This window comes from Pseudomonas idahonensis, from assembly GCF_037903935.1.
In the GTDB taxonomy this organism is placed as follows: Bacteria; Pseudomonadota; Gammaproteobacteria; order Pseudomonadales; family Pseudomonadaceae; genus Aquipseudomonas; species Aquipseudomonas danubii.
The window spans coordinates 4,957,459-4,982,454 of record NZ_CP149586.1 but is presented as its reverse complement, the minus strand read 5'-3'; the positions used below and the strand labels follow the sequence as shown (position 1 = coordinate 4,982,454).

23 protein-coding genes are annotated in these 24,996 nt (G+C 61.2%); 5 read left to right on the top strand and 18 right to left on the bottom strand.

Going from position 1 to position 24,996, the window contains the following annotated elements:
- Positions 1 to 44 precede the first annotated feature (44 nt).
- Positions 45 to 2,129, bottom strand: coding sequence for a carboxy terminal-processing peptidase (locus WIN67_RS22310; protein WP_170001897.1), 2,085 nt, complete (start codon positions 2,127 to 2,129; stop codon positions 45 to 47).
- 138 nt (positions 2,130 to 2,267) lie between these two features.
- On the opposite strand from WIN67_RS22310, the gene WIN67_RS22305 reads away from it, so the two are divergent.
- The gene (locus WIN67_RS22305; RefSeq protein ID WP_300242816.1) at positions 2,268 to 3,230 is read left to right on the top strand and encodes a zinc-binding dehydrogenase; all 963 of its coding nucleotides are present in this window, start codon (positions 2,268 to 2,270) and stop codon (positions 3,228 to 3,230) included.
- Between the two features lie 122 nt (positions 3,231 to 3,352).
- On the opposite strand, the gene WIN67_RS22300 is transcribed toward WIN67_RS22305, so the two are convergent.
- The 6 genes from WIN67_RS22300 to WIN67_RS22275 all read right to left on the bottom strand — a co-directional run bounded on the left by WIN67_RS22300 (position 3,353) and on the right by WIN67_RS22275 (position 8,672).
- On the bottom strand, positions 3,353 to 4,006 hold the full coding sequence (locus WIN67_RS22300) for an HAD family hydrolase (protein ID WP_123394158.1): 654 nt from the start codon (positions 4,004 to 4,006) through the stop codon (positions 3,353 to 3,355).
- Between the two features lie 40 nt (positions 4,007 to 4,046).
- A complete protein-coding gene (locus WIN67_RS22295) occupies positions 4,047 to 5,036 on the bottom strand; it encodes an ABC transporter ATP-binding protein (protein ID WP_110651490.1) in 990 nt (329 codons plus the stop codon).
- Positions 5,033 to 5,833, bottom strand: coding sequence for an ABC transporter permease (locus WIN67_RS22290; protein ID WP_102860784.1), 801 nt, complete (start codon positions 5,831 to 5,833; stop codon positions 5,033 to 5,035). Before WIN67_RS22290 ends, WIN67_RS22295 begins: the two co-directional genes overlap by 4 nt.
- Entirely contained in the window at positions 5,820 to 6,665 is an 846-nt protein-coding gene (locus tag WIN67_RS22285) for an ABC transporter permease (RefSeq protein WP_102880521.1), read from the bottom strand. Before WIN67_RS22285 ends, WIN67_RS22290 begins: the two co-directional genes overlap by 14 nt.
- Positions 6,662 to 7,468 (bottom strand): alkaline phosphatase family protein, encoded by an 807-nt coding sequence (locus WIN67_RS22280; protein ID WP_253084719.1) that lies wholly within the window; start codon positions 7,466 to 7,468, stop codon positions 6,662 to 6,664. The genes WIN67_RS22285 and WIN67_RS22280 overlap by 4 nt, the downstream gene beginning before the upstream one ends.
- A gap of 136 nt (positions 7,469 to 7,604) precedes the next feature.
- Positions 7,605 to 8,672, bottom strand: a complete 1,068-nt coding sequence (locus WIN67_RS22275; RefSeq protein ID WP_102860787.1) for an ABC transporter substrate-binding protein — start codon at positions 8,670 to 8,672, stop codon at positions 7,605 to 7,607.
- Positions 8,673 to 9,035: 363 nt separating this feature from the next.
- Here WIN67_RS22275 and WIN67_RS22270 point away from each other — a divergent pair, with 363 nt between their 5' ends.
- Entirely contained in the window at positions 9,036 to 9,749 is a 714-nt protein-coding gene (locus WIN67_RS22270; RefSeq protein ID WP_102860788.1) for a UTRA domain-containing protein, read from the top strand.
- A gap of 39 nt (positions 9,750 to 9,788) precedes the next feature.
- On the opposite strand, the gene WIN67_RS22265 is transcribed toward WIN67_RS22270, so the two are convergent.
- The 7 genes from WIN67_RS22265 to minC all read right to left on the bottom strand — a co-directional run bounded on the left by WIN67_RS22265 (position 9,789) and on the right by minC (position 16,477).
- Positions 9,789 to 11,945: a mechanosensitive ion channel family protein gene (locus WIN67_RS22265; protein ID WP_110594660.1), complete on the bottom strand. Its 2,157-nt coding sequence runs from the start codon at positions 11,943 to 11,945 to the stop codon at positions 9,789 to 9,791.
- 79 nt (positions 11,946 to 12,024) lie between these two features.
- Positions 12,025 to 12,231 (bottom strand): hypothetical protein, encoded by a 207-nt coding sequence (locus WIN67_RS22260; RefSeq protein ID WP_102880518.1) that lies wholly within the window; start codon positions 12,229 to 12,231, stop codon positions 12,025 to 12,027.
- 83 nt (positions 12,232 to 12,314) lie between these two features.
- A complete protein-coding gene (locus tag WIN67_RS22255; RefSeq protein ID WP_077934615.1) occupies positions 12,315 to 13,604 on the bottom strand; it encodes a M18 family aminopeptidase in 1,290 nt (429 codons plus the stop codon).
- Between the two features lie 140 nt (positions 13,605 to 13,744).
- The gene (locus WIN67_RS22250) at positions 13,745 to 14,380 is read right to left on the bottom strand and encodes an RluA family pseudouridine synthase (protein WP_102860792.1); all 636 of its coding nucleotides are present in this window, start codon (positions 14,378 to 14,380) and stop codon (positions 13,745 to 13,747) included.
- Positions 14,381 to 14,472: 92 nt separating this feature from the next.
- Positions 14,473 to 14,727, bottom strand: a complete 255-nt coding sequence (gene minE / locus WIN67_RS22245) for a cell division topological specificity factor MinE (protein WP_007898843.1) — start codon at positions 14,725 to 14,727, stop codon at positions 14,473 to 14,475.
- Entirely contained in the window at positions 14,727 to 15,539 is an 813-nt protein-coding gene (minD, locus tag WIN67_RS22240; protein WP_011062650.1) for a septum site-determining protein MinD, read from the bottom strand. The genes minE and minD overlap by 1 nt, the downstream gene beginning before the upstream one ends.
- A 200-nt stretch (positions 15,540 to 15,739) precedes the next feature.
- Complete coding sequence (minC, locus tag WIN67_RS22235) at positions 15,740 to 16,477, bottom strand: septum site-determining protein MinC (protein ID WP_102860793.1); 738 nt, start codon at positions 16,475 to 16,477, stop codon at positions 15,740 to 15,742.
- A 122-nt stretch (positions 16,478 to 16,599) separates the two neighbouring features.
- Between minC and WIN67_RS22230 the strand changes: the two genes are divergently transcribed.
- On the top strand, positions 16,600 to 17,532 hold the full coding sequence (locus WIN67_RS22230; RefSeq protein WP_102880516.1) for a lipid A biosynthesis lauroyl acyltransferase: 933 nt from the start codon (positions 16,600 to 16,602) through the stop codon (positions 17,530 to 17,532).
- Positions 17,533 to 17,582: 50 nt separating this feature from the next.
- The gene (locus WIN67_RS22225) at positions 17,583 to 18,740 is read left to right on the top strand and encodes a patatin-like phospholipase family protein (protein WP_102880515.1); all 1,158 of its coding nucleotides are present in this window, start codon (positions 17,583 to 17,585) and stop codon (positions 18,738 to 18,740) included.
- Between the two features lie 44 nt (positions 18,741 to 18,784).
- Here WIN67_RS22225 and denD read toward each other — a convergent pair whose 3' ends face one another.
- Both denD and WIN67_RS22215 read right to left on the bottom strand, forming a co-directional pair.
- Positions 18,785 to 19,759 carry a D-erythronate dehydrogenase gene (gene denD / locus WIN67_RS22220; RefSeq protein ID WP_339070059.1) on the bottom strand — a complete coding sequence of 325 codons (975 nt, stop codon included), beginning with the start codon at positions 19,757 to 19,759 and terminating at the stop codon, positions 18,785 to 18,787.
- Between the two features lie 16 nt (positions 19,760 to 19,775).
- Positions 19,776 to 21,086, bottom strand: coding sequence for an MFS transporter (locus WIN67_RS22215; RefSeq protein WP_102860797.1), 1,311 nt, complete (start codon positions 21,084 to 21,086; stop codon positions 19,776 to 19,778).
- A gap of 167 nt (positions 21,087 to 21,253) precedes the next feature.
- Here WIN67_RS22215 and WIN67_RS22210 point away from each other — a divergent pair, with 167 nt between their 5' ends.
- Positions 21,254 to 22,033, top strand: coding sequence for a FadR/GntR family transcriptional regulator (locus WIN67_RS22210; protein WP_253084724.1), 780 nt, complete (start codon positions 21,254 to 21,256; stop codon positions 22,031 to 22,033).
- A 78-nt stretch (positions 22,034 to 22,111) separates the two neighbouring features.
- Here the strand turns inward: WIN67_RS22210 and WIN67_RS22205 are convergent, their stop codons facing one another.
- The gene (locus WIN67_RS22205; protein ID WP_102880513.1) at positions 22,112 to 22,897 is read right to left on the bottom strand and encodes an outer membrane protein OmpK; all 786 of its coding nucleotides are present in this window, start codon (positions 22,895 to 22,897) and stop codon (positions 22,112 to 22,114) included.
- Positions 22,898 to 23,532: 635 nt separating this feature from the next.
- Positions 23,533 to 24,891, bottom strand: coding sequence for a nucleobase:cation symporter-2 family protein (locus tag WIN67_RS22200; RefSeq protein ID WP_102860799.1), 1,359 nt, complete (start codon positions 24,889 to 24,891; stop codon positions 23,533 to 23,535).
- Positions 24,892 to 24,996 lie beyond the last annotated feature (105 nt).

Below are 24,996 nucleotides of genomic sequence, written 5' to 3'. Positions count from 1 at the left end.
TTAATGACGATCCGAGGAGCGATCGAATTAAATTGCCATCATGTTCAGTGCTTGGCTACCGAGGTGTTGAGCTTCAGATAGTCCAGCAGAATGCGCCCTGTTTCGCTCAGGTAGGCGTCGTCTTCCGGCTTGGTCTTGTCTGGCTCGGCAGCTGCCAGTGCATCTTCGTCTTCTTTCTTCAGCTCTTTGAGCGGCTCTTCACCCTTGGCCTTGCGACGAGCATTTTCCAGAGCCAGTTGCTTGGCTTCGATGTCGGCATGCTGTGCCCGACGATCCGCTTCGTTGAGGCTGACGGTTTTTTCCGCCATCAGTTTCTGTGCCAGGGCCAACTTGTCGCGGATGAACACGAACTCCGCATCTTTCGCTGAACGGCTTTCATGTTCGGCCTTGAGCTGGGCCAGGAATGGCTTGAACGGATCCACCGCCGGTTTGATGGCCGGGCGAATGGTGTCCCATGGCATGGCTTCAGGCAGAGCGCTTTCACCGATTTCCTTGGTGTCGATGATCGACGGGTAACCGATGTCCGGAAGAACGCCCTGATGCTGGGTGCTCTGGCCGGAAACCCGATAGAACTTGGCCAGGGTCAGTTTCAGCTCGCCATGGTTCAGTGGCTGAATGGTTTGCACCGTACCTTTGCCGAAGGTCTGTCCACCGATGATTAGCGCTCGGTGGTAGTCCTGCATGGCACCAGCGAAAATTTCTGAAGCCGAGGCGGAGAGACGGTTTACCAGCAGTGCCATCGGGCCTTTATAGAAGGCGCCGGGGTTTTCATCCTCCAGCACATCCACACGACCGTCGGCGTTGCGTACCAGTACTGTCGGCCCTTTGTCGATGAACAGGCTGGTCAGTTCGGTGGCTTCCTGGAGGGAGCCACCGCCGTTGTTGCGCAGGTCGATGACCACGCCATCGACCTTGTCTTTCTGCAACTCGGTCAGCAGTTTTTTCACATCGCGGGTGGTGCTCTTGTAGTCCGGATCACCAGCGCGGAACGCCTTGAAGTCGAGGTAGAAGGCCGGGATCTCGATCACTCCGAGCTTGTAGTCCTTACCATCCTGCTTGAGGTTGAGGATCGACTTCTTCACTGCCTGGTCTTCGAGCTTCACCGCTTCGCGGGTGATAGGCACGATCTTGCTGGTCTGGTCGTTTGGCGCATTGCTGGCCGGGATCACTTCCAGGCGTACCAGGGTGCCTTTCGGACCACGGATCAGCTTGACCACTTCGTCCAGGCGCCAGCCCACTACGTCAACCATTTCCTTGTTGCCTTGGGCGACACCGATGATCTTGTCTGCGGGAGCTATCTGCTTGGTCTTGTCTGCCGGGCCTGCCGGCACCAGGCGCACGACCTTGACCTGGTCGTTGTCGCTCTGCAACACGGCGCCGATGCCTTCCAGCGACAGGCTCATGTTGATGTCGAAGTTTTCCGCGTTATCCGGCGACAGATAATTGGTGTGCGGATCGTAGGACATGGCGAAGGTGTTGATGTAGGCCTGGAAGATGTCTTCGGCCCGGGTCTGGTCCAGGCGCGCCAGCTGATTCTTGTAGCGCTTGGTCAGCGTCTCCTGAATCTGCTTGGGCTCCTTGCCAGCGATCTTCATGCGCAGCACTTCGTCCTTGACGCGTTTGCGCCACAGGTCGTCAAGCTCTGCGGTGGTCTTGAGCCAAGGGGCGTCCTTGCGGTCGATCAGCAAGGTCTCCTTGGCGTTGAAGTCGATCTTGTCGACGCCTTTGTTGAGCTCCGCCAGGGCGAAGTCCAGACGCGCTTTGACCCGGTCCAGATAACGCTTGTAGATGGTGAAGCCGGCATTCAGGTCGCCGCTCTTGAGGAAGTCGTCAAACTGGGTTTTCCATTTGTCGAATTCCGCGATGTCGCTGGCCATGAAGTAGCTGCGCGATGGGTCCAACAGCTTCAGGTAGCTGTCATAGATGATCACCGAGCGCGCATCATCCAGCGGCGGTTTGCTGTAGTGGTGGCGTTTGAGCAGTTCTACAACATTGAGGCTGGCAATTACCTCATCGCGATCGGGCTGAAGTTGATCCCAGCTATTGGCTGCGAACGTATTGGTCGACATCGGCAGAAGGCCGAAACCAATGAAAAGGGCGAGGGCGGTGCTGGGGAACAAATGCTTCATGCTGATTCGACGCGGGGGCAATTGATAACGCATATTAGGCCGTCTTTGAAGTCGCCGGTTCCATAAGGACCGGTCGCATAATGCAAAAAGCCCGGTGCTACCGCTCCGGGCTCAGTCCGGACTCACTATGGAGGCACTGTGAAAGCATTGCAAGGCGTTGAAGGTCATGTGGAGTGGGTTGAAGAGCCAAGTCCTGCCTGTGATGTAGGGCAGGTTCGCATTCGGGTGGCGGCTGCGGGTCTCAATCGGGCCGACCTGTTGCAGCGTGCAGGGCTCTATCCGCCACCTCCGGGAGCCAGCCCGATCCTGGGCCTGGAGTGTTCCGGGATTATCAGCGAAGTGGGGCCGGGTTCTTCCTGGCAGATCGGTGACCGGGTGTGCGCGCTGCTGGCCGGTGGCGGCATGGCCGAGGAAGTGGTGGTTGATGCTCGTCATGTGCTGCCGGTGCCCGAGGGGTTGTCCCTGGCCGAAGCCGCGGCGTTGCCCGAGGTCTACAGCACGGCCTGGCTCAATTTGTTCCAACTGGCGGCGCTCAAGCCTGGCGAGAAGGTGCTGTTGCACGCGGGGGCCAGTGGTGTCGGTTCGGCCGCGATCCAGCTGTGCAAGGCGTTTGGCAATCCATGCTGGGTGAGTGTCGGCTCCGCCGATCGCCTGGCCTATTGCGAACGTCTTGGCGCCCAAGGCGGTGTGGTGCGGACTGAGGGGCTGGAAGCGCTACGGGACTTCGGTCCATTTGACGTGATCCTCGATCCTGTAGGGGCCAATTACGCGGTCAGCAACCTCAAGCTGCTGGCCCTTGATGGGCGCTGGGTGCTGATTGGTCTGATGGGCGGGCGTGAAGCGCAACTGGACCTGGCTCAGGTGCTGGCCAAGCGTATCCAGCTGTTGGGCTCGACCCTGCGTAGCCGCGACGAACAGTTCAAGGCTGACCTTTTCCGTGACCTCGGGCAGAACGTCTGGCCGCTGTTCGCTGAAGGGCGCCTGAGCCCACAGTTGGCCAAAACCTTTGCGATCAGGGACGCCGAAGCGGCATTTGCCGAGCTGGCGACCAATCAGGTCTCGGGCAAGCTGGTGCTGGTGATCGACTCCAGCCTGACGTGATTGCTGGCGTAGGAGCCGGCTGGCCGGCGAAAGGGTGTTGCAACCCGCTTGGCTAGCAAGTCGCCTCCTACACCAGCCAGCTTCTATAGAAGCTGGCTGTCCGGGCATTTCAGGGCCAAGGGTTACTTCCAGTGGTGGATCGGCCAACCGGACTTCTCTGCATGTTCGCGCAGTACCGGGTCCGGGTTCACCACTTGGGGATGGTCTACCCGCAGTAGCAGCGGCAGGTCATTGCGCGAGTCTGAGTAGAACGTCGCGCCTTCCAGGTTTTCTTCCTCGGCGTCCAGCCATTCCAGCAGGCGGGTGATCTTGCCTTCGCGGTAGGTCAGAGTGCCAAGGGTATTGCCGCTATATACGCCGTGCAGTACTTCCAGCTCAATGCCCAGCACTTCGTCGATGCCCAGGCGGGCGGCAATCGGCTTCACCAGATGGGTGCCCGAGGCGGAAATCACCAGGATCCGGTCGCCGGCCTGGCGGTGAGCGGCGATAGTCTTGCAGGCGTCGCTGAAAATGATCGGCTCGATCACCTCTTCCACCCAAGGCTCCACCAGGTGCGCCACCTCCTCCGGAGTACGTCCCGCCATGGGTTCCAGGCTGAAGCTCATGAACTCTTCCATGGCCAGCTTGCCGTGACTGTAAGCGTCCATCAGTTCGTTGTTGCGACGCATGAACGACTCGCTGTCGACCCAGCCAAGGCGGCCCATCTGTGCGCTCCAGAGGGTGGCGCAGTCGCCGTGGATCAGGGTTTCGTCCAGATCAAAAATTGCCAAGGCCATCAGTACAGCTCTCTCTTCAGGATCAATTGCGTGAAAGCCATCAGGCTACCTCACACAGGGCGGCAGGATCGATGGTCAGCGCCAGACGTTGGCCGTCAGCGTGCAGGTCATCGGCCGAACGGTTGAGAACATCCACCACCAGCTCCACGCCGCGAGCCTCGACCCGGTAGCGAATCACGTTGCCCAGCAGGCTGTGGCTGCGGACCAGCGCATCAAGCTGGCCCTCCTTGCCGAGTTCGATGGCTTCCGGGCGAATGGCGATACGCCCGCTGACCGGGCGTTGCAGCAGCTTGCTGGCGCTTTCGGCGTCCAGCAGGTTGTAGTTGCCGATAAAACCCGCCGCGAATACATCCACCGGTGCGGTGTAGAGCGTTTCGGCATCGCCGCTCTGGACGATCCTGCCCTGGTTCATCAGGAAGATCCGGTCGGACATGGTCAGCGCTTCTTCCTGGTCGTGGGTGACGAAGATGGTGGTCAGGCCCAGTTCCCGCTGGATGTTGCGGATCTGTTCACGCAGGTGCTTGCGGATACGTGCATCCAGGGCCGACAACGGCTCGTCCAGCAACAGCAAGCGCGGCCGGGTCACCAGGGAGCGGGCCAGAGCCACCCGCTGGCACTGGCCGCCGGACAGTTGGTGTGGATAACGACTGGCAAAGTCGTTGAGCTCCACCAATTGCAAGGCTTCAAGGACCCGCTTGCGGCTGTCGTCGGCGTTGACCTTCTGCATACGCAGGCCGAAGGCGACGTTCTGTTCCACGGTCATGTTGGGGAACAACGCATAGCTCTGGAACACCATGCCGATCCCGCGTTTCTGCGGGCTCAAGGGCACGATGTCCTGGCCATCGAGAAGGATCTTGCCACCGTCCACCGGGGTCAGCCCGGCGATGCAGCGCAGCAGGGTGGACTTGCCACAGCCGGACGGGCCCAGCAGGGTGACGAACTCGCCTTTCTGGATTTCGCAATTGATATCGCTGAACACCGTGGTGCCTGCGTAGTTCTTTTGCAGGTGTTGGACGCTGACGAAGCTCATTGGCTTTTGTCCTTGTTCAAGATGTTGGCGGCCCAGGTCAGAACCAGCACAAAGAAGAAGTAGGAGATCACCAGGGCGCTGGTGAAGTGGCCGCTGCTGTTGCGCATGTTGTTCAGGTAGACCTGCAGGGTTTCATAGCGGGTGCCCACCAGGATGTTGGCGAACACGAACTCGCCGAACAGGAACGAGAAGGACAGCAGCAGCGCCACCATCAGGCCCTTGCGCAGGTTGGGCAGGACCACCAGGAAGGCTGCCTGCCAGGTGCTGGCGCCGAGCAGTTGGGCGGCGTCCATCAGGTCGCGCAGGTTGATCGCTTGCAGGTTGTTGGTGATGGCCCGGTACATGAACGGCAGCGCCACGGTGAAGTAGCAGCCGATGAGGATCCAGGGCGTGCCAACCATGGCGAAGGGCCCTGAGCCATAGAGTTGCAGCAGGCCCACCGATGACACCACTGGCGGCACCGCGAAGGGCAGCAGGATCAGGATGTTCATCAAAGCGTCGAGCTTGGGAAAGTGGTAGTGCACCACAAACAGCAGCGGCAGGATCAGCACCACCGACAGCACCAGCGCGCCGACGCAGACCAGCAGCGACTGGCCGAAGGCATTGAGGAAGCGCGGGTCGCTCCACAGCTGCAGGTACCACTTGAAGGTGAAACCGCTGGGCAGGATGGTGGCCGACCAACTGCTGGCGATGGAGTAGACAAGGGTCCCCAGCAACGGCAGCAACAGGATGGCGAACAGCAGATAGACCACCACCCGGTGGTACAGGGCGGCGGAGCCGGGTTCAGCGCGAGACATGGTAGCTCCTCTTCAACAGCAACTGATGGACGATGGTGACCAGGGTCATCAGGGCCACCAGCACCACCGCCAGGGCGCTGGCCATGTTCGGGTCCAGGGAGATGTCCCCGGAAACCATGGCGGCAATGCGGATCGGCAGCACGTTGAAGTTGCCGGTGGTCAGGGCGTAGACCGTGGCATAGGCGCCCAGGGCATTGGCCAGCAGGATGACGAAGGTGCCCAGCAATGCCGGGGTCAGCACGGGCAGCCCGATGTGGCGCCAGAACTGCCAGCCGTTGGCCCCCAGCAGCGCGGCGGATTCACGCCAGTCTTCGCGCAGGGCGTCGAAGGCCGGGTACAGCAACAGCACCCCCAGGGGAATCTGGAAGTAGGTGTAGAGAATGATCAGCCCGGTCTTGGAATACAGGTTGAAGTCCTGAATGATCCCCGACTGCTTGAGCATGATGGTGATGGTGCCGTTGAAGCCCAGGAGAATGATGAAGGCAAAGGCCAGGGGCACGCCGGAGAAATTGCTGGTCATGTTGGCGAAGGCGTTGACGAAGTTGCGCAGTTTGGAGTCCACCCTGCGCAGGGAGTAACTGCCCAGCACCGCAATGATGATGCCGAACACGCTGGACCAGAAACTGATCTCCAGGCTGTGCCGGATCGCCTGCAGGTAGAACTTCGAGCTGAAGATCTTGCTGAAGTTGGCCAGGCCCCAGCCGAACTCTTCCGACTGCAGGCTGTTGATCAGCACCCACACCAGCGGGGCGATCTGGAACACGATGAAGAACAGGGCAAAAGGCACCAGACAGAGTGCCGCCAGCCATTTGCCGCGGGTGACTGAATTCACTGCAACAGCTCCCGGCAGAAGGGTTTGTCATGGGGCACGCCCAGTAGTTGGCAGATGGTGCCGCACAGTTCGGTCTGCTTTGGCGTGGCACCTGGGTCGAGACTGAAGGCATTGCCGAGAACGAACAACGGAACTTCCCGCTCCTCGGCCAAGAGACCGTTGTGGGAGCGGTCGTTGTTCATGCCGTGGTCGGCGGTCACCAACACCTGGTAGCCAGCATCGAGCCAGCCTTGCAGATAGTCGGCGAGGATGATGTCTGCCGAACGCGCGCTGTTGCGGTACTGGGTGCTGTCGAGGCCGTGCTTGTGACCGGCGTCATCGATGTTCATCGGGTGCACCAGGAGAAAATCCGGTTGGTGCCGCAGGCGCAGGCTCTCCGCATCGGCGAAGAGATGGGAGTCGGGGTAGTGATCGTTCCAATAGAAATGGCCGTACTGGATCGGCAGCTCGGGATTGGCGGTGTGCCGGTCCCGTGGTGCATTGAAGGGACTGCGGTTGTACAGCTCGCTGACCCAATGATAGGCCGCGGCGGCAGTGGAGCGGCCGGCCTCGCGGGCGTAGTGGAAAATACTGCGCTGGTTGGACAGGCGCGAGACCTGGTTGTGGACGATACCGCTGTCGATCGGTGCGACACCGGTGAGGATGCACTCGTACAGCGGCCGGGACAGGGCCGGCAATTCGCATTGCAGCTTGTACAGGGCGGCGCGGCCTGCGCCGACGTAGGCTTGCAGGTGGCCCATGGCGTGTCGGGCAACTTCGTGGTTGAGGCCGTCGAGCACCACAAGGATGACGTTGTGCTTCATGAACGGGGGAACTCCGGGATCAGGCAACGCATGGAACCTGTAGGAGCGGCCGGACGGCAATGCCCTTGCCGGCGAAGCTGCCTGCACGCTCGTACAGGCCTTCGCCGGCAAGCCGGCTCCTACGACTGATGCAGTATTACGGCATGTTGATGATCACTTCTTCCTGCCACTTCTGCGGCAGGGACTTGGAGGTTTTCTCCCAGGCGTCGGCGTCCTTGATCGGGGTTACGTGCTTGTATTGCTCGTTGGGCAGCAGGTTGGCCTGGACGTCCGCCGGCAGAGTCAGATGCTCGGCACGGATCGGGCGCGCATTGCCGCGAGCCAGGTTGGTCTGGCCGGCATCGCTGAAGATGTACTCGCGGGTCAGCTTGGCGGCGTTGGGATGCTTGGCGTATTTGTTGATGATGGTGGTGTAGCCGGAGATGACCGAGCCGTCGGATGGGATCAGCACTTCGTAGTCATCCTTGTTGACCATCTTGTTGCGGTAGCTCAGGCCGTTGAAATCCCAGACCACGCCCACTTCCACTTCACCTTTCTCCATGGTGGCGATGGTCGGGTTGGCCAGGGACAGGCGACCCTGCTTGGCGATCTCGGCGAACATCAGCAGCGCCGGCTGGATGTTCTTTTCGTCGCCGCCTTTGGCGATGGCCGCGGCCAGCACGCCGTTGGCGGCTTGGGCTGCGGTGCTCACGTCACCGATGGAGACTTTGTACTTGCCTTTCTCCAGATCTGCCCAGCTCTTCGGCGCCTCAGACCCGTGCAGCAGCTTTTTATTGATGATGAAGGCGATGGTGCCGGTATAGGCCAGCGCCCAGTTGCCGTCTTTGTCCTTGGCCCAGTCCGGGACCTGGGCCCAGGTGCTGGGTTTGTAGGGTTGGGCCACACCCTGCTTGACTGCGATGGGGCCGAAGGCGGCGCCGACGTCGCCGATGTCGGCGCTGGCGTTGTCTTTTTCCGCGGCGAACTTGGCGATCTCCTGGGCCGAACTCATGTCGGTGTCGATGTGCTTGAGGCCGTAGATTTTCGCCAGGTCCTCCCAGGTGCCTTTCCAGTTGGCCCAGTCGTCGGGCATGCCGACGCTGTTCACCGCGCCTTCTGCTTTCGCAGCGGCTTCCAGGGTTTTCAAATCGTTGTCAGCAGCCATGGCGGCGGTGCACAGGGCAATGGTCGAACCTAACAGTGATGCCAGGAAAAGCTGTTTCATCCGAAGCTCCTTTGGGCGTGTTCAACGCTGCGTTGTTATCGACGGTCTTGCGGTGGGTTGGTCTAGGTCAGCAATACCTGAGCCAATTTAGGCGTGTTGGATGACACTTTGATGTCGGTGCCAATGGTCGGCGCATGGATTCGGGCGCAGGTTCGGCGCTGCGAAATAAGCGTAGACCATGCCCAAACACCCGTTCTGCAAGGTTCTGGCGGGCAATTTGCAGGTTCACCAGAGGCTCGCTCAGCGGCGTTGTCATCTATCAGTCATATGCATTGCCTAGGCTTTCGACACAGATGCAGAGCACTGCCCCGGCCCTTGCGCTGCCCTGAAACAGTGCTGGTCTAGTCCAGATAGGTAACGTTGATGCGTATTGATGCAACCAAAGCGGTGACAGCCATCGGCCAGGTGCTGCAGGAGCAGATCGCTCATGGTCTGTTGGCGCCCGGCAGCAAGCTGCCGGCCGAGCGCAAGCTCAGCGAGTTGTTCGCCACCACCCGCATCACCGTGCGCGAGGCCCTGCTGCAATTGGAGGCCCAGGGGCAGATCTACCGCGAGGAGCGCCGGGGCTGGTTCGTTTCGCCGCCGCGGCTGGCCTACAACCTGATGCAGCGCAGCCACTTCCACGCCATGGTCAGCGCCCAGGGGCGAGTGCCTTCCACTGAGGTGATCTCGGCGCGCCTGCAACCGGCGTCGGCGGCGGTCTGCGCCTGGCTGCAATTACCGGCACTGTCCAGCGTGATCCAGATCTGTCGAGCGCGGCGCATCGATGACCGGCTGGTGCTGTATGTGGAGCACTACCTGAACCCCAAGTACTTTCCACACATTCTCGACCTGGATTTGAACCAGTCGATCACCGAGCTCTATGCCCGGCATTACGATCTGCATTACGGGCGGGTGCGCTTCGAGATCGTGCCCACTTCATTGCAGCCGGAGGCGGCGGCGGCCTTGAAGGTGTCGGTGGGCAGCCCCGGGCTGCGTATCGCCCGGGTCAACTACGACCAGCATGAGCGGCTGATCGACTGTGATCTGGAATTCTGGCGGCATGACGCAATTCACGTTGGCGTTGACGTTCTTTAGACGCCCGTGCCGTTGGCCGGCAAGACGGCGCCTAAGGGGTCATTGCTTTTCCGGGGCGCTGCCGGGGGTGATCACCTGGATGCTCATGCGCGGGGTGGCCAGGTCCAGTCCGGCTTCGTCCAGGTGACGCTTGAGGGACAGGTTGAACGCCCGGGACACTTCCCATTGCTTGATCGGCGCGGTCTTGAAGCGGGCCCGTAGGATGGCGCTGCCGGACTCGAAACTCTCCACTCCCTGGATCTCCAGAGGCGACCAGATGTTGCGTCGCTGCAAGGGGTCGGTACGCATCTTCTGGCCCACATCGCGCATCAGCTTGATCGCGTCGTCGATCTCCATGTTGTAGGGAATCGCCACGCGAAAGATCGCGTAGCCGAACTCCCGGGAGTAGTTCTTGATGCTCTTGATTTCACTGAACGGGATGGTGTGCACGATGCCGTCGATGTCCCGCAGGCGCACGGTGCGGATGGTCAGGCCCTCGACGGTGCCCAGGTGACCGCCGACATCCACGTAATCGTCGATGGCCAGGGAGTCCTCGATGATGATGAACAGACCGGTGATCAAGTCTGCTACCAGCGACTGGGCGCCGAAACCGATGGCCAGACCGATGACACCGGCACCGGCCAGCAGCGGCGTGACGTTCATGCCCATGTTGGCCAGGGCGACGATGGTGGCGATGATGAAAATCGCCACGAACAGCACGTTACGGATCAACGGCATCATGGTCTGTGCGCGGGCGTTGGCCAGGCCCTTGCGCGAGCGGGTCAGGGCGTGATGCACCGCGGTGTCGCTCAAGATCCAGATCAGCCAGGCGAAGATCAGGGTGCCTGCGAGGCTGAACAGCTTGACGCTGACTTCATGGCCGTCGCCTTCGGTGAAGCGGATCAGCGACATGCCCCAGACCCGCAGGCCCAGTTCGATGAACGCCAGCCACACCGCCAGATGGGCCAGGGTATAGAAGAAGCTTTTCAGTCGTTCGGAATACAGCGCATGGCGCTTGTGCCCACGCTGGGGCTTGAGGGCGTGGCGCCGCACCAGGCCGTTGATCACCATGCACAGCACCAGCAGCACCGTGCACAACAGTGACTGGCGCAGGGCCGTGCTGGTGTCACCGGCGGAAACGAAGGTGGCGAACAGCGAAATGCCCACCAGCACCAGGGCGGGGAGGTACCAGAAGGTGCCGATGATTTCGATGGTGTCGCTCAAGGCGCGGCGGGTCAGGCGTCGCGCCAGCGGCTGGTTGCGGATCAGGTGCGCGATCGGCCGGCGAAAGCGCAGGATGAATACCCCGGTGGACAGCGCCGCCATGACATTGGCGAAAGTCGCTGCGGTATGGGCCAGGTGCTGGCCGAGGCTGGCCACCATCCGAGGGTCGCTCAGGGCCTCGCCGAACGCGGCGAAGCTGCCGATCCACCACAGCGGTCGGAACGCCTGGCGGCGCAGGATATACAGGGCACGATGACGATGCGGACCATCGAGGACGGAAAACGCCACCACACAGATCGCCGAAAAACAGGTGCCCACCACCAGGGCGTAGGCCAGGACCATGGCCAGGTCCTTGCCCAATGACGAGGGCAGGGAGTAGGTCATGTAGACGGTGATCAGCAGAGCGATCAGCCAGGGACCGAGCTTGCGCAGGGCGAAGCGCAGCAAGTCCCAGGTCTTGGGGTGCTGGGGCAGTTCTTCGGTGAGACCGAAACGCAGGCGCACCCGGTGGCTGAGCCAGATCAGTGCCGCCGCCAGCAGACTCCAGACCATGAGAATCAGGGCAAAGGCAAAAATGATCGGTAGCCATTGGCTGGCTGGCAGCATCAACGCCGACAGTTCTTCCTGGGCTTGATCGAACTCGTCGGTCCAGCGGTTCAAGGGGCTATCAGCGCCGGAGAACTGTTTCTCCAGGCTCGACAGAGTGCCGCCGATCAGGCCGAGCACGCCTTCTTCAGTGGCGGGCTGGGCTTTTTTCGTGGCGTCCCGGAGCTTTTTCAGATCAGCCAGCAGCTTGGCGCGTTGCTGGTCGTTTTCCAGGGATTTGATCACCTCGTCCAAAGACTGCCCCAGGGGCTCTTCGGCCTGTGGTTGCGGTTTGCTCTGGTTGCCCAGCAGGCCCGGCAGGCCAACCGCCTGCGCACTGCTCAGTGGCAGGAAGGTCAGCAGGCAGACAAGCGCAAAGCAGGGCAGGGCGAAAAGACGAGCGAACACTGGGCGGTCAACCTCGGAGAAAATCGGATCGACCGAGTGTACGAGGCCGCCAAATTCAATGCGAGGGCGAGCGCGGCATTTATTCCGCCAGTTTGGCGAGGATTTTGTAAACCACAGTGCCGAGAATCAGCAGCATGCCGATCCACATGCTGAACACACCGAGGTTCTTGTCCCGGAAGTTGAAGCCGATGGCCAGGAGAATCATGCCCGTGAGGATCGGGATGAGCATGGAGTGGAACGCAGACATCGAGATCATGGCGACGGCCTTGTCAGAAAGAGTACTCATAAGTCTAGGTCGCTTTGCCGCGCCCCGGGTTGATGTGTATCAGAAACCGGCGGGGGCCCCTGAGGGGCGCCCGCGGTGACAACTCAGGGCAGTTCGTGGCTGGCGTAGAACGCGCTCAGCACCTTTACCAGGTGGGCCAGGTCATGGCTGCCACAGAGTTCACGGATCGAGTGCATGGCGAAGGTCGGCAAGCCGATGTCGACAGTGCGCACGCCCAGGTGGCTGGCGGTGATCGGGCCGATGGTCGAGCCGCAACCCATGTCGCTGCGCACCACGAAGCTCTGCACCGGGACTTCCTCGGCCATGCACAGATGGCGGAAGAAACCGGCGGTTTCGCTGTTGGTGGCGTAGCGCTGGTTGCTGTTGACCTTGATCACCGGGCCGGCATTGAGTTTCGGACCGTGATTGGCGTCGTGCTTGTCAGCGTAGTTGGGGTGCACGCCGTGGGCGTTGTCTGCGGAAATCAGCAGCGATTTCTGGATGGTGCGGACGAACTCGTCGCCTTCGGGCAGCAGGCGGCGCAGTGTCTGTTCGAGCATCGGGCCATCGGCGCCGCAAGCCGAGCAGGAGCCAACTTCTTCATGGTCGTTGCACACCAGTACGCAGGTTTCCTCGCTGTCGGCTGTCAACAGTGCCTGCAGCCCGGCGTAGCAGGACAGCAGGTTGTCCAGGCGCGCGCCGGCAATGAAGTCACCGTGCAGGCCGATCACCGCGGCGCTCTGGGTGTCGTAGAAACTCAACTCGTAGTCCAGCACCACATCGGCGTTCAGACCGTGCTCGCGGGCCAGTTGGTCGGTCAGGACCGCGCGGAAATCTACCCGCTCATCGCCGGCGAACTGGGCAAGGATCGGCGGCAATTCGTTCTGCGCGTTGATCGCCCAGCCCTGATTGGCTTCACGGTTTAGGTGGATGGCCAGGTTGGGAATGATCGCGATGGGGGCCTTGAAGTCGATCAGTTGGCTTTCCACCTTGCCATCGCGGCGGAAGGTTACGCGGCCGGCCAGTGACAAGTCACGGTCGAACCAGGGAGCCAGCAGTGCGCCGCCATAGACTTCCACACCCAGTTGCCAGAAACCCTGGCGCTGCAGTTCAGGCTGAGGCTTGACCCGCAGGCAGGGGCTATCGGTGTGGGCGCCCACCAGGCGGATGCCGCCTTGCAGGGGCGAATGCCGGCCCAGCTTGAAGGCGACGATGGAGGAGTCGTTGCGGGTGACGTAGTAGCGGCCGTTGGCTTCGGTGGTCCACGGCTCGCGCTCGTCGAGGCGCTGGTAACCTGCCGCTTCCAGACGTTGAACAAGGCTGGCAGTGGCATGGAAAGGGGTAGGGGAGGCCTTGAGGAAGTCGATCAGGCCTTGGTTCAACTCTTCGCGCATAAGTAGCTCCAGACAGCAGTGGCGCGAGTTTAACGTATAGCAGGGCACTGTAGGAGCCGGCTTGCCGGCGAAGCGGTTGTCGACCTGGGGGATGGTCGTCAGGGGGCCTTCGCCGGAAAACCCGCTCCTGCAGAGCGCTGTCAGAAGGGCGCGGGGCAATCGAAGCGCAGGCGCTCACCGGTCTGGGGATGAGTGAAGCTGAGCATGCTGGCATGCAGGCACAGCCTTGGCCAGGCGGCCAGGGCCTGCGGGTGGGCGTAGAGGCCATCGCCCAGTAGCGGGTGCCCGATGGACAGCATGTGTACCCGCAACTGATGAGAGCGGCCGGTGATGGGGGTCAGCTCGACCCGACACCAGTCGCCGCAGCGCTCCAATACGCGCCAGAAGGTCAGGGCGTGCTTGCCGAATTCGTGGTCCACCACATGCCGGGGTTTGGTTGGCGGGTCATAGCGCAAGGGCAGATCGATGCTGCCGCTGTCCAGTTCCGGCTGGCCCCAACACAGGGCGGTGTAGGCTTTTTCGGTTTCGCGGTCATGAAATTGTCGCGACAGTTCGCGATGGGTATCGGCGTCCCGGGCCAGGAGAATGATGCCCGAGGTTTCCCAATCCAGCCGGTGGACGATTCGGGCTTCGGGGTAGCCGTTTTCCTGCAGGCGAGTGATCAGGCAGTCCTTGTTGTCGTCGGCGCGACCGGGGACTGAAAGCAGCAGGGTGGGTTTGTTCACCACCAGGACGGCGGGGTCCTGATGCAGGATGTGGATATTCGACAACGGCATTAAAACAGCCTCGTAACAAACGCCAACGGCGGCTCGCCGACCTCAATGCTGTGCATGAGGTCAGCGAGCCGCCGTGGCTCCCGTCGGATCAATCAGCGATCAGGCAGGGTGATATTGAGTTCCAGGATCGAGCAACTGCCCTGGTTTTCCAGAGCGACGTGCACGTCGTCGGACCCGATATTGACGTACTTGCGGATCACTTCCACCAGTTCCTTCTGCAAGGCGGGCAAGTAATCAGGGGTGCTGCGCTGGCCGCGTTCATGCGCCACGATGATCTGTAGACGCTCTTTCGCTACCGACGCGGTGCTGACCTTTTTGCTGGCACGAAAGAAGTCAAAAAGATTCATTATCTACCTCCAAACAGGCGCTCGAAGAATCCCTTCTTCTCGACATCAAGGAACCGGTGTTCCACGGTTTTGCCCAGCAAACGATCGACTGCGTCGCTGTAGGCCTGGCCCGCATCGCTCTGGTCGTCGAGAATCACCGGCACGCCCTGGTTGGAAGCCTTGAGCACGGCCTGGGATTCCGGAATCACGCCCAGCAGGGTCACTGCGAGAATTTCTTTGACGTCTTCAACGCCAAGCATTTCGCCATTGCTGACGCGCTCCGGGTTGTAACGGGTCAACAGCAGGTGCTCCTTGATCGCGTCTTCGCCTTTTTCGGCGCGGCGGGATTTGCTGGCCAGCAGGCCGAGCATACGGTCGGAGTCGCGGACCGAAGAGACTTCAGGGTTGGTCACGACAATCGCTTCGTCGGCGAAGTACATGGCCAAGTGGGCGCCTTTCTCGATACCGGCTGGGGAGTCGCAGACCACGAACTCGAAAGTTTCCTTGAGTTCCATCAGGACTTTTTCCACGCCTTCCAGGGTCAGCGCGTCTTTGTCGCGGGTCTGGCTGGCGGCCAGTACGTAGAGGTTTTCCAGGCGCTTGTCTTTGATCAGGGCTTGCTGCAGGTTGGCTTCGCCATTGACCACGTTGACGAAGTCATACACCACGCGACGCTCGCAACCCATGATCAGGTCGAGGTTACGCAGGCCGACGTCGAAGTCGACGATGACTGTTTTGTGACCGCGCAGAGCGAGGCCGGTACCGATAGCGGCGCTGGTGGTGGTTTTACCCACACCACCCTTGCCGGATGTAACCACGAGAATCTTGGCCAAGGTGTTTCACCCCTAAGGAAAAAGGACTTTTAGCCCCTGAAAAACATCTCTTGAAAACTACTGCAGTCGGACAGCCTTGGCTGGAGCTCGGTCAGCGGCAGGGTTTATCGTCGATAAACTCTGCTGATTGCCAATTTCCTACTTCGTTTGAGCCGTAATCGCTACGTTTTAGAGATGCTTGGAAAATGCGGCAGTATCCGTTAAAGACGTGTGATGTTCAACACGTCACCCGACAGGCTGACCTGGACTCCAGAGCCCCACAAAGGGTCGCGCCGCAGGTCTTCGGAAACCTTGTACTGACCGGCGATGGAGATCAGTTCAGCGCTCAATTGCTGACAGAAAATCCGTGCCTTGGTGTCACCTTTGACGCCAGCCAGCGCCCGACCACGCATTGGGCCGTATACATGGATATTGCCATCGGCGAGAAGTTCCGCGCCGGGGCTGACCGAGGACACCACGACCAGATCGCCACCTTGGGCGTAGATCTGCTGTCCGCCGCGTACTGGCGAAGTGATGATGCGGGTCGGTTTCACGGTTGGTTCAGGCGGCTTTTCCGGTACTTTCTTGACCTCGCTTTCCGGCGGATCGAGGGGGCGCTCCCGGGCACCGGAAGGTGGCAGCACTGGCAGATCGACGGCAATGGCCGCTGCAATATCTTCAATCCGGCTGGCGCGGATCGCCAGGGTGCGCAGACCGTGCTGGCGGCAGACACGCATCAGCCCGGGCAGATCCACCGAGCCCTCGGCAGCAGGCAGCTTGTCCAGCGCCAGTACCAGTGGCGCGTTGCTGAAGAAGTTTGGCGCCTGGGCGACCTTCGCGGCCAGTTGGCGATCGAGGCCTTCAAGGTCGTTGCGGGCCAGTTCCAGCACCGTGATGGCGAGCATGCTGCCCTTTAACTGGAACACAGGATCTTGGTCTAGCGATTCGGTTTGGCTCATGGTCTGCAGAAGGCGGCTTGTCACTAAAAGTGCCGAGACTTATAACGAGATCGCCCGCGCCCCGCAAGCCAGGTCGAACCGATGTAGAATGCGCGACCTTGTTGTCTGTCCCGGAATCTGTAATGGATCGCCCGCGTTTTCGAGCTGCATTCTTGTCTCCACGTTTCTGGCCGCTGTGGCTGGGACTTGGCGTGTTATGGCTGATCGTCCAGCTGCCTTATCCCGTGCTCCTGCAAATCGGTCGCGCCCTGGGGGCGTTGATGTACCGAGTAGCCGGCGATCGACGGTCTATCGCCCGACGCAATCTGGAGCTGTGTTTCCCGGAAAAATCCGCCGCAGAGCGCAAGCGCCTGCTCAAGGAAAACTTCGCCTCCACCGGGATCGCCTTCTTCGAAATGGCCATGAGCTGGTGGTGGTCCAAGCAGCGTCTGGCGCGCCTAGCCCATGTCGAAGGCCTGGAACACCTCAAGCAGGCCCAGCGCGAAGGTCATGGGGTGATTCTCATGGCCCTGCACTTCACTACCCTGGAAATTGGCGCGGCGCTGCTGGGGCAGCAGCACACCATCGATGGCATGTACCGCGAGCACAAGAACCCGCTGTTCGATTTCATTCAGCGTCGTGGCCGCGAGCGACACAACCTGGATTCCCTGGCCGTGGAGCGAGAGGACGTGCGCGGCATGCTCAAGCTGCTGCGTTCCGGTCGGGCCATCTGGTATGCACCGGACCAGGACTATGGCGCCAAGCAGAGCCTGTTCGTGCCGTTGTTCGGCATCCAGGCGGCTACCGTGACCGCCACCAGCAAGTTCGCCCGCCTGGGCAAGGCGCTGGTCGTGCCTTTCACCCAGGAGCGCCTGGCCGATGGCAGTGGCTATCGCCTGGTGATTCATGCACCCCTGACGGATTTTCCCGGTGCCACTGAAGAAGAGGATTGCCTGCGGATCAATCAGTGGGTGGAAAGTGCGTTGCGCGCCTGTCCCGAGCAGTACCTCTGGGCCCATCGACGCTTCAAGAGCCGGCCGCCGGGCGAGCCCAAGCTTTACAAGAAGCGCGGTTGACCGCCTGGCATTGATTGCCGGATCTTGTGCGCCACGGATGGAGTGAGTAGATGAGTGTTGCGCAACCGATCACAGGTTTGATTCTTTCCGGCGGCGGTGCCCGTGCCGCCTATCAGGTGGGCGTGCTGGCGGCGATTGCCGAACTGTTGGGGCCTGGGGCGCGAAATCCGTTTCCGGTGATCGTTGGTACCTCTGCCGGGGCCATCAACGCGGTCAGCCTGGCCAGTGGGGCCACGGATTTTCCCGCGGCAATCGAACGCCTCACGGCATTCTGGCGCAGCTTTCGTAGCGATCAGGTGATGCGCAGCGATTGGCCGGGAGTGATTCGCCAGGCCAGTCGTTTTGTCGGCCACAGCCTGTTGGGGCTCGGTGCTCAGGTGCCGGTGGCGCTGATTAACAACTCGCCGCTACGCGACCTGCTCAATCAGCACATGCATCTTTCGGGCATCAACCAGGCCATTTCCCAAGGCCAGCTGCATGCGGTAGCGGTGACGGCCTTTGGCTACGAATCCGGACAGGCGGTGACTTTTTATCAAGGTGGCGGGGTCATCGATCCCTGGTTGCGTCATCGGCGCATCGGCGTTCCCATTCAGCTGACGGTGGACCACCTGCTGGCCAGCGCGGCGATTCCCTTGCTGTTCGCGCCAGTGAAGCTTGACCAGGAGTATTTCGGTGACGGTGCCGTGCGCCAGTCGGCGCCCATCAGCCCGGCGTTGCACCTGGGGGCCAGCCGCGTGCTGGTGGTGGGGGTCAGTGGCAACCCGCGGGGCAATGATCCAGACGCCACCCGGCAGCGTTCTTACACCGGGCAGCAGCCGACTCTGGCGCAGATTGGTGGCCATATGCTCAACAGCACCTTCATTGACAGCCTGGAAAGCGATATCGAACTGTTGGAGCGGCTCAATCATTTCAGTCGGCTGTTACCTGGCAGTGCGGCGGATCGCGGCTTGGGTATCGCGCCGGTGGAAGTGCTGGTGATTGCCCCGAGTCAGCCGATCGACGAGATAGCGGCGCGGCACCGGCAGGAGTTGCCAGCGGCACTGCGCTTGTTCCTGCGCGGACCGGGGGCAACCCGGACCAGTGGTGCCGGGGTCCTGAGCTATTTGCTGTTCGAGGCGTCGTATTGCAGCGAGTTGATCGAACTGGGGCGCAGTGACGCCCTGGCCAAGGGCGAGGAGTTGGCGCGGTTTCTGGGCCTTAAGGGTTGATGCCCGGGCTCAGCCGATGAGCCCGGGATTTTCGCAGCCTGAGGTCAGTGAGGCAGGTAATCCTGGATGAACTGGCGGATCACACCGATAAAATCCTCGTCCGCGGTAAAACCCAGCTCGCTGGCATACCTGGCACTGAAGGCTCCCGGCCAGGAGCCGACGATGCGTTCGATCCTGGCGTCCGGGCGTAGCTGAATACGCTGGGCAACTTCGTCTCCGGCCACTTCCCTCAGCGCGTCGATCATCTGCGCCACGGTCAGCGACAGACCGGGCATGTTGATCACTCGGCCCTGACTCAAGCGCTCTGCAGCCAACTCATGACCATGGATCAGGTTGGCAATGGCCTGGGCCGGAGACATCAACCAGAGTCGGGTATCCAGGGCCACCGGGCAGACGCTGGCCTGGCCGCTGAGGGGTTCGCGGATGATACCGCTGGCGAAGCTGGACGCCGCCAGGTTCGGTTTGCCTGGCCGCACCACGATGGTGGGCATGCGCAGGCTGCGACCATCGACGAAGCCGCGTCGGCTGTAATCGGCGAGCAGCAAGTCATTCATGGCTTTCTGGGTCCCGTAGGAGCTTTGCGGAGCCCAGACCTGATCATCGTCGACGTTCTCCGGCAGTTGCCCACCGAAAACGGCCACAGAACTGGTCATCACCCACTTTGGGCTGGAGCCCAGCTGGCGCGCCCGTTCCAGCAGACCTTGGGTCGCACTGAAGTTGACCCGCATGCCCAGTTCGAAATCGCCTTCCGCCTGGCTGGAGACCACGGCGGCCAGGTGAAAGATGCTATCGGTGTCGGCGTCGATCAGTTTGGCCAGCACCTGTTCATCGCTAATGTCTCCTTCCTTGACCTGCACCCGTGGGTCATCAAGGCCCTGCACGGGCTCCCGGTCAAATGCGGTAATGCGCTTGATGGGCTGCAATTGGCCGTGACGGTCGGTGAGTGTGCCCCGTTGCAGCAAGGCTTCGATCAGCCGCCGTCCGAGAAAGCCGGCCGCGCCGGTGACAAGAATATTCATGAGTGGCTCCAAGTGTTCAGCGATTGACGAGTTTTCCGGGAATCTTGAAGACCAGCAGGGCGCCGATGAACAACGCGCTGGCCATGACGTACATGCCGATGGTGGTGCTTTGGGTCAGGTCTTTGAGAAAGCCCATCAGGTAGGGCGAGACAAAGCCGGCGAGGTTGCCCCAGGAGTTGATCAAGGCAATGCCGGCGGCGGCCGCGGTGCCGCCGAGAAAGGCCGTGGGCAGGCTCCAGAACAGCGGCAGGGTGCTGAAGGCGCCCATGGCCCCCAGGGTCAGGCCGATCATCGATACCGTGAAGTTGTCGCTCCAGGTGGCGGAAATCATCAGGCCGATTCCGCCAAGCACGGCGGTCAGCGCCAAATGCCAGCGGCGTTCGCGCAACCGGTCGGCGCTGCGGGAGATCAGCACCATGGTCAGCGCTGCCGCGGCATAGGGAATCGCCGTGAGCATGCCGACCTCAAACACGTCGCTGACGCCGGCCTGGCGAATCAGCGAGGGCAGCCAGAAGCCAACGGTGTAGAAGCCGGCGATCATGCAGAAATAGATGGCGGTCAGCAGCCAGATCCGGGGTTGTCCGAACACTTGCCTGACGCTGTGAACCTGATGGCCGTCGGCCTCGGCCTCGATTCGGGCCTGCAGCAGGTTTTTTTCTTGGCGGGTCAGCCAGCCCGCGTCGGCGATACGGTCGCTGAGGCAGTAGATCACCAGGCCGCCCACCAGGATCGAGGGCAAGCCTTCGAGGAAGAACATCCATTGCCAGCCTGCAAAGCCCTGGTGGCCATTGAGGGCACTCATGATCCAACCGGACAGCGGTGCGCCAATCAACCCCGAAAGCGGTACCGCGGTAGCGAACAGGGCGTACATCTTGCCGCGGCGGTTCGAAGGGAACCAATACGACAGATAGAGGATGACCCCCGGATAGAACCCGGCCTCGGCGATGCCCAACAGAAAGCGCATCACATAGAAGGAGGTAGGGGTGCTGACGAAAGCCATGCACGAGGAAATGATGCCCCAACTGATCATGATGCGAGCGATCCACAGGCGCGCACCGACCCGATGCAGGATCAGGTTGCTGGGAATTTCCACCAGAAAGTAGGCGATGAAGAAAATCCCCGCGCCCAGTCCGTAGACCGCTTCGGAAAATTGCAGGTCTTCGGACATCTGCAACTTGGCGAAGCCGACGTTGACTCGATCCAGGTAGGCCACCAGGTAGCACAACAGCAGCAACGGCAGGATGCGCCAGGCGACTTTGCGATAAGCCAGGTCTTCAAAGGAGGCAGTGGGGGAGCGGGCGGCAGTTTGCGACAGTGATTCAGTCATGTCTTTACCCATCCTTTTTTCTTGTATTTGGATGATTTTGTTTTTATCGGACTTGCTGAGGTGTCTTAGATATCATAATACATCATACGAATTCAACGGCCGGATACCGAGCGGGACGGCGTGCACGAAATGCAGTACCGTTAGCCACTTTGAATACAGAGATACCCATGTCCAAGCCTGACAACTCTTCCCTCGCCGCCGATTCCCTGGCGACGCTCAAGGATGCGGCCAAGGGCACCCTGGCGGATCAAGTGACTGCGGCACTCAAGGCGCATATCGCCAGTGGCGAGGCCCTGCCTGGTTCGCGGCTGCCCACCGAGCCGGTTATGTGCGAGCGTTTCGGGGTCAGCCGTACGGTCATCCGCGAGGCGATTTCGCGCTTGAAGTCGGCCGGGCTGGTGGAGGTGCGCCAAGGTAGCGGCACCGTGGTCAGCGAGGGCGCGCATATCAAGGCCTTCACTATCGATCTGGATGTTCGCGGGTCGATCGAGGCGGTTCTGCGGGTGACTGAACTGCGACGTGGTATCGAGGGTGAGGCGGCGGCGCTGGCGGCGCAGCGGCACACTCCCGAGCAACTGCAGGCGATCCATCAGGCATTGCTGGCCATCGATGTGGCCGAGCAGGCCGGCCAGGACGGCGTGGAGCAGGACCTGGCGTTTCACTTGTCGATTTCCCAGGCCACCGGCAATCCGCTGTATCCCTCATTGCATGAGTTCATTGCCCAATTCATCAAAGAGGCGATCCGCATTACCCGTTCCAATGAGGAGCGGCGCCGGGATCTGGCGCACTCGGTGCGCGATGAGCATTTCGCGGTCTATGGGGCCATCGCCGCGCGTGATGTCGAAGGGGCGCGGCAAGCAGCGCTGAGCCACATCCACAATGCGGTGGAACGGCTCAAGAGTGCCGATCCGGCATTCTGGCGGGACTCCGGATCACGTCTTGCCTGATAGGCAGCGTCGCGCTGGCCCATCAGTCTGAGTGGCCGGCCCTCATCGGAACATGAGGGCCGGCCGTCTCAGGGGGTATCAGAAGTGGTATTTGACCAACAGGCTGGCGGTGTCCTGGTTGGTCTCGAAGTTACGCGAATCCTTGATCCCGTATTTGTTCTTCCAGTAGTCGTACTCGAAACCGACGTACAGCTGCTTGGCGCCCCAGTTCAGTGCCTTGCCCAAGTCATATTTGATCTGTGGGTTGAAGTGCAGGTTGGCGTGGTAGGTGCCCTTGGCGTTCTGGTCGTTGTCCACCACCCAGTCCATGAAACCGTCGATCAGGATGTCCGAACGGCCCACGGGAATGGTGTAGGACCACACCGGAGTGATCTGCCAGACGTTGTCACCCGCGCGGCTGCCTTCGGTGTGGCGCTGGTAGAAGTTCAGCTGGAAGTAGTCGAAGCCCGGTACTGCCAGGTCGAAGCCCGGGCCGATCAGGTAGGACTCATTGTCGCCTTCGCCGAATTCGTAAGTGAACGCCAGGAGCACGTCCTTGATCGGGCCGAATTCCAGTTTCTGGTCGAAGATCTTGCCGAACGACAAGCGTGGCGAGAACTCGCCGTAGTAGGTGTCCGGGCCGACATTGCCGTCTTCCTTGCCGTTGTAGAAGATGCGGTCGAGGAAGAAGAAGTTGTCCCCGTACTTCCAGGCGTCGGCGTGTTCGAAGGTGACCGTCTGTTGAATCTGCGGGTTGACTTCGAAGTTCTTGCCATACAAGTAAGTCAGGCTGTTGTTCTGCCATTGCAACAGGTCGCCAGCCACGGCCTGCCCCCCGGCCAGCAGGCTGGTGGCCAACATCAGGCTCTTGCACATCGATTTCATTCGGTTGCTCCCAAGTAGGTAGTTCCACGTTTTTTTTGGCTTGACGCTCTGGTGTGGCGCCTTTTTTCTTTGCTGTAAAAAACCATCCGATCGGTCAGCTTTGTTGCTTTTAGCAAGAGCTGAGCCAAGGCCGAAAAAAAGCAAAAAACTCCCGTCCAGCTGTAGCGATACAGCCGGGCGAGAGTGTTTTCGCGATATTTTCGGGCGCCTTGTTACCTGTCCAGGCCGGGATAAGTTGGCTCTTGGGTCAGGTTTTTCATCCGGGCTTTTTTTTAGACCAGATTTGCGCGGCCGCGGAGAATACTGGCTCTCACGGCAGGGCTCAAGTGCGCCGCAACGGCGCACTTGCAACCACTTTGGGGCAGGCCGGCCGACCATATCAGGCAGGTATCCGCAATGAAGGGCAATAGCCGGGCAATGATCGCTGGCCATCGGGGCGCTGGGCCGGCGCCAATGGCCGTGGAGCGGCCACCGCCAGAGGGGCCTGGGCAGGCTGCATAGGAGTGCTCCCTGTTTGTTTTTATTGTCAAGGCGCGGCGTCTGTGGGCGGCGCTCGGTCCTGGGGGCCGAGCGCCGCATTCAAGCGTGAACGGTGCAGCAGCCCCCGGGCGCCGAACCGGCGCCCGGGGGGCGACTCAATGCTGATGAGCGTGGTGGGCGCTGTTGGCCGCGCGCTCGCTGCCGCCGAGGATGTTGAACAGCAGGTTCAGCACCAGGGCGCTCAAGGTCGCCATGGCAATGCCGCTGTGGGTGATGGGGCTCATCCACAGCGGCAGGTGGGCAAAGAACTCTGGGCGGACCACGGGAATTAGGCCCATTCCGATGCTCACAGCCACCAGCAACTGATTGCGGCGGTCAGCGATGTCGGCTTCCTGGAGGATCTTGATTCCGGTGGCGGCCACCATGCCGAACATGGCGATGGCTGCGCCGCCCAGTACCGCTGGAGGAATCGAGGCCACCAGGAACGCCGCCTTGGGCAGCAGGCTGAGGATGATCAGCAGGCCGCCGGCGACGATGGTCACGGAACGGCAGCGCACCCCGGTCATCTGCACCAGGCCGATGTTCTGGGCGAAGGAAGAGTGGGTGAAGGTGTTGAGGAACCCGGCGAAGAACGACGCCCCGGCATCACACAGCAGGCCGCGGCGCAGCATGCGCGGGGTGACCTCCTGGCCGGTGATCTTGCCCAGGGCCAGGAACATCCCGGTGGACTCGACGAAGATGATCACCACCACCAGGCACATGGACAGGATGGGGGCAAGATGGAACTGCGGCATGCCGAAGTGCAGCGGCGTGACCACCTGCAGCCAGGGCGCCTGGGCCATGCCACTGAGGTCAACCATGCCGATCAGGCCGCAGAGGATGTAGCCCAGGCCCATGCCGATCAGCACGGAAATATTGACCCAGAAGCCACGCATGAAGCGATGGATCAACAGGATAGTGCCCAGCACCAGCGCGGCGATAGCCAGGTAGATGGGGGACCCGAATTGCGCGGCAGCGCTGCCGCCGCCGGCCCAGTTCACCGCCACTGGAAACAGTGACAAACCGATCGAGGTGATGACCGTCCCAGTGACCAGGGGCGGGAAGAAACGCACCACCTTGGACATGAACGGCGCAATCAGCATGCCGAAGAACCCTGCGGCGATGGTCGCACCGAAAATCCCCTGCATGCCGATCCCGGGCATGCCGGCCATGGCCACCATGCTGCCGACGGCGGCGAAGCTGGCCCCCATCATCACCGGCATGCGAATGCCCATGGGGCCGATGCCCAGCGACTGGACGATGGTGGCGATCCCCGCTACCAGCAGGTCGGCATTGATCAGGAAGGCGATTTCTTCACGACTCAGGCCCGCGGCCTGTCCGATGATCAGCGGCACCGCAATTGCACCGCCGTACATCAGCAGAACGTGTTGCAGACCGACCAGGATCAGTTGCAAGAAGGGCAGACGCTGAATGGCGGGCGCATCGGGGACGCACTGTTCGGATGAATCGGACATGCAACACCTCGGATCTTTTTATTCTTGTGATTTAACCGCTGCGTCTTTACGCGCAGCGTGTCTGCAACGGGCGAAGCTTGAGCGGCTGATGGCAATCAAGCCCGC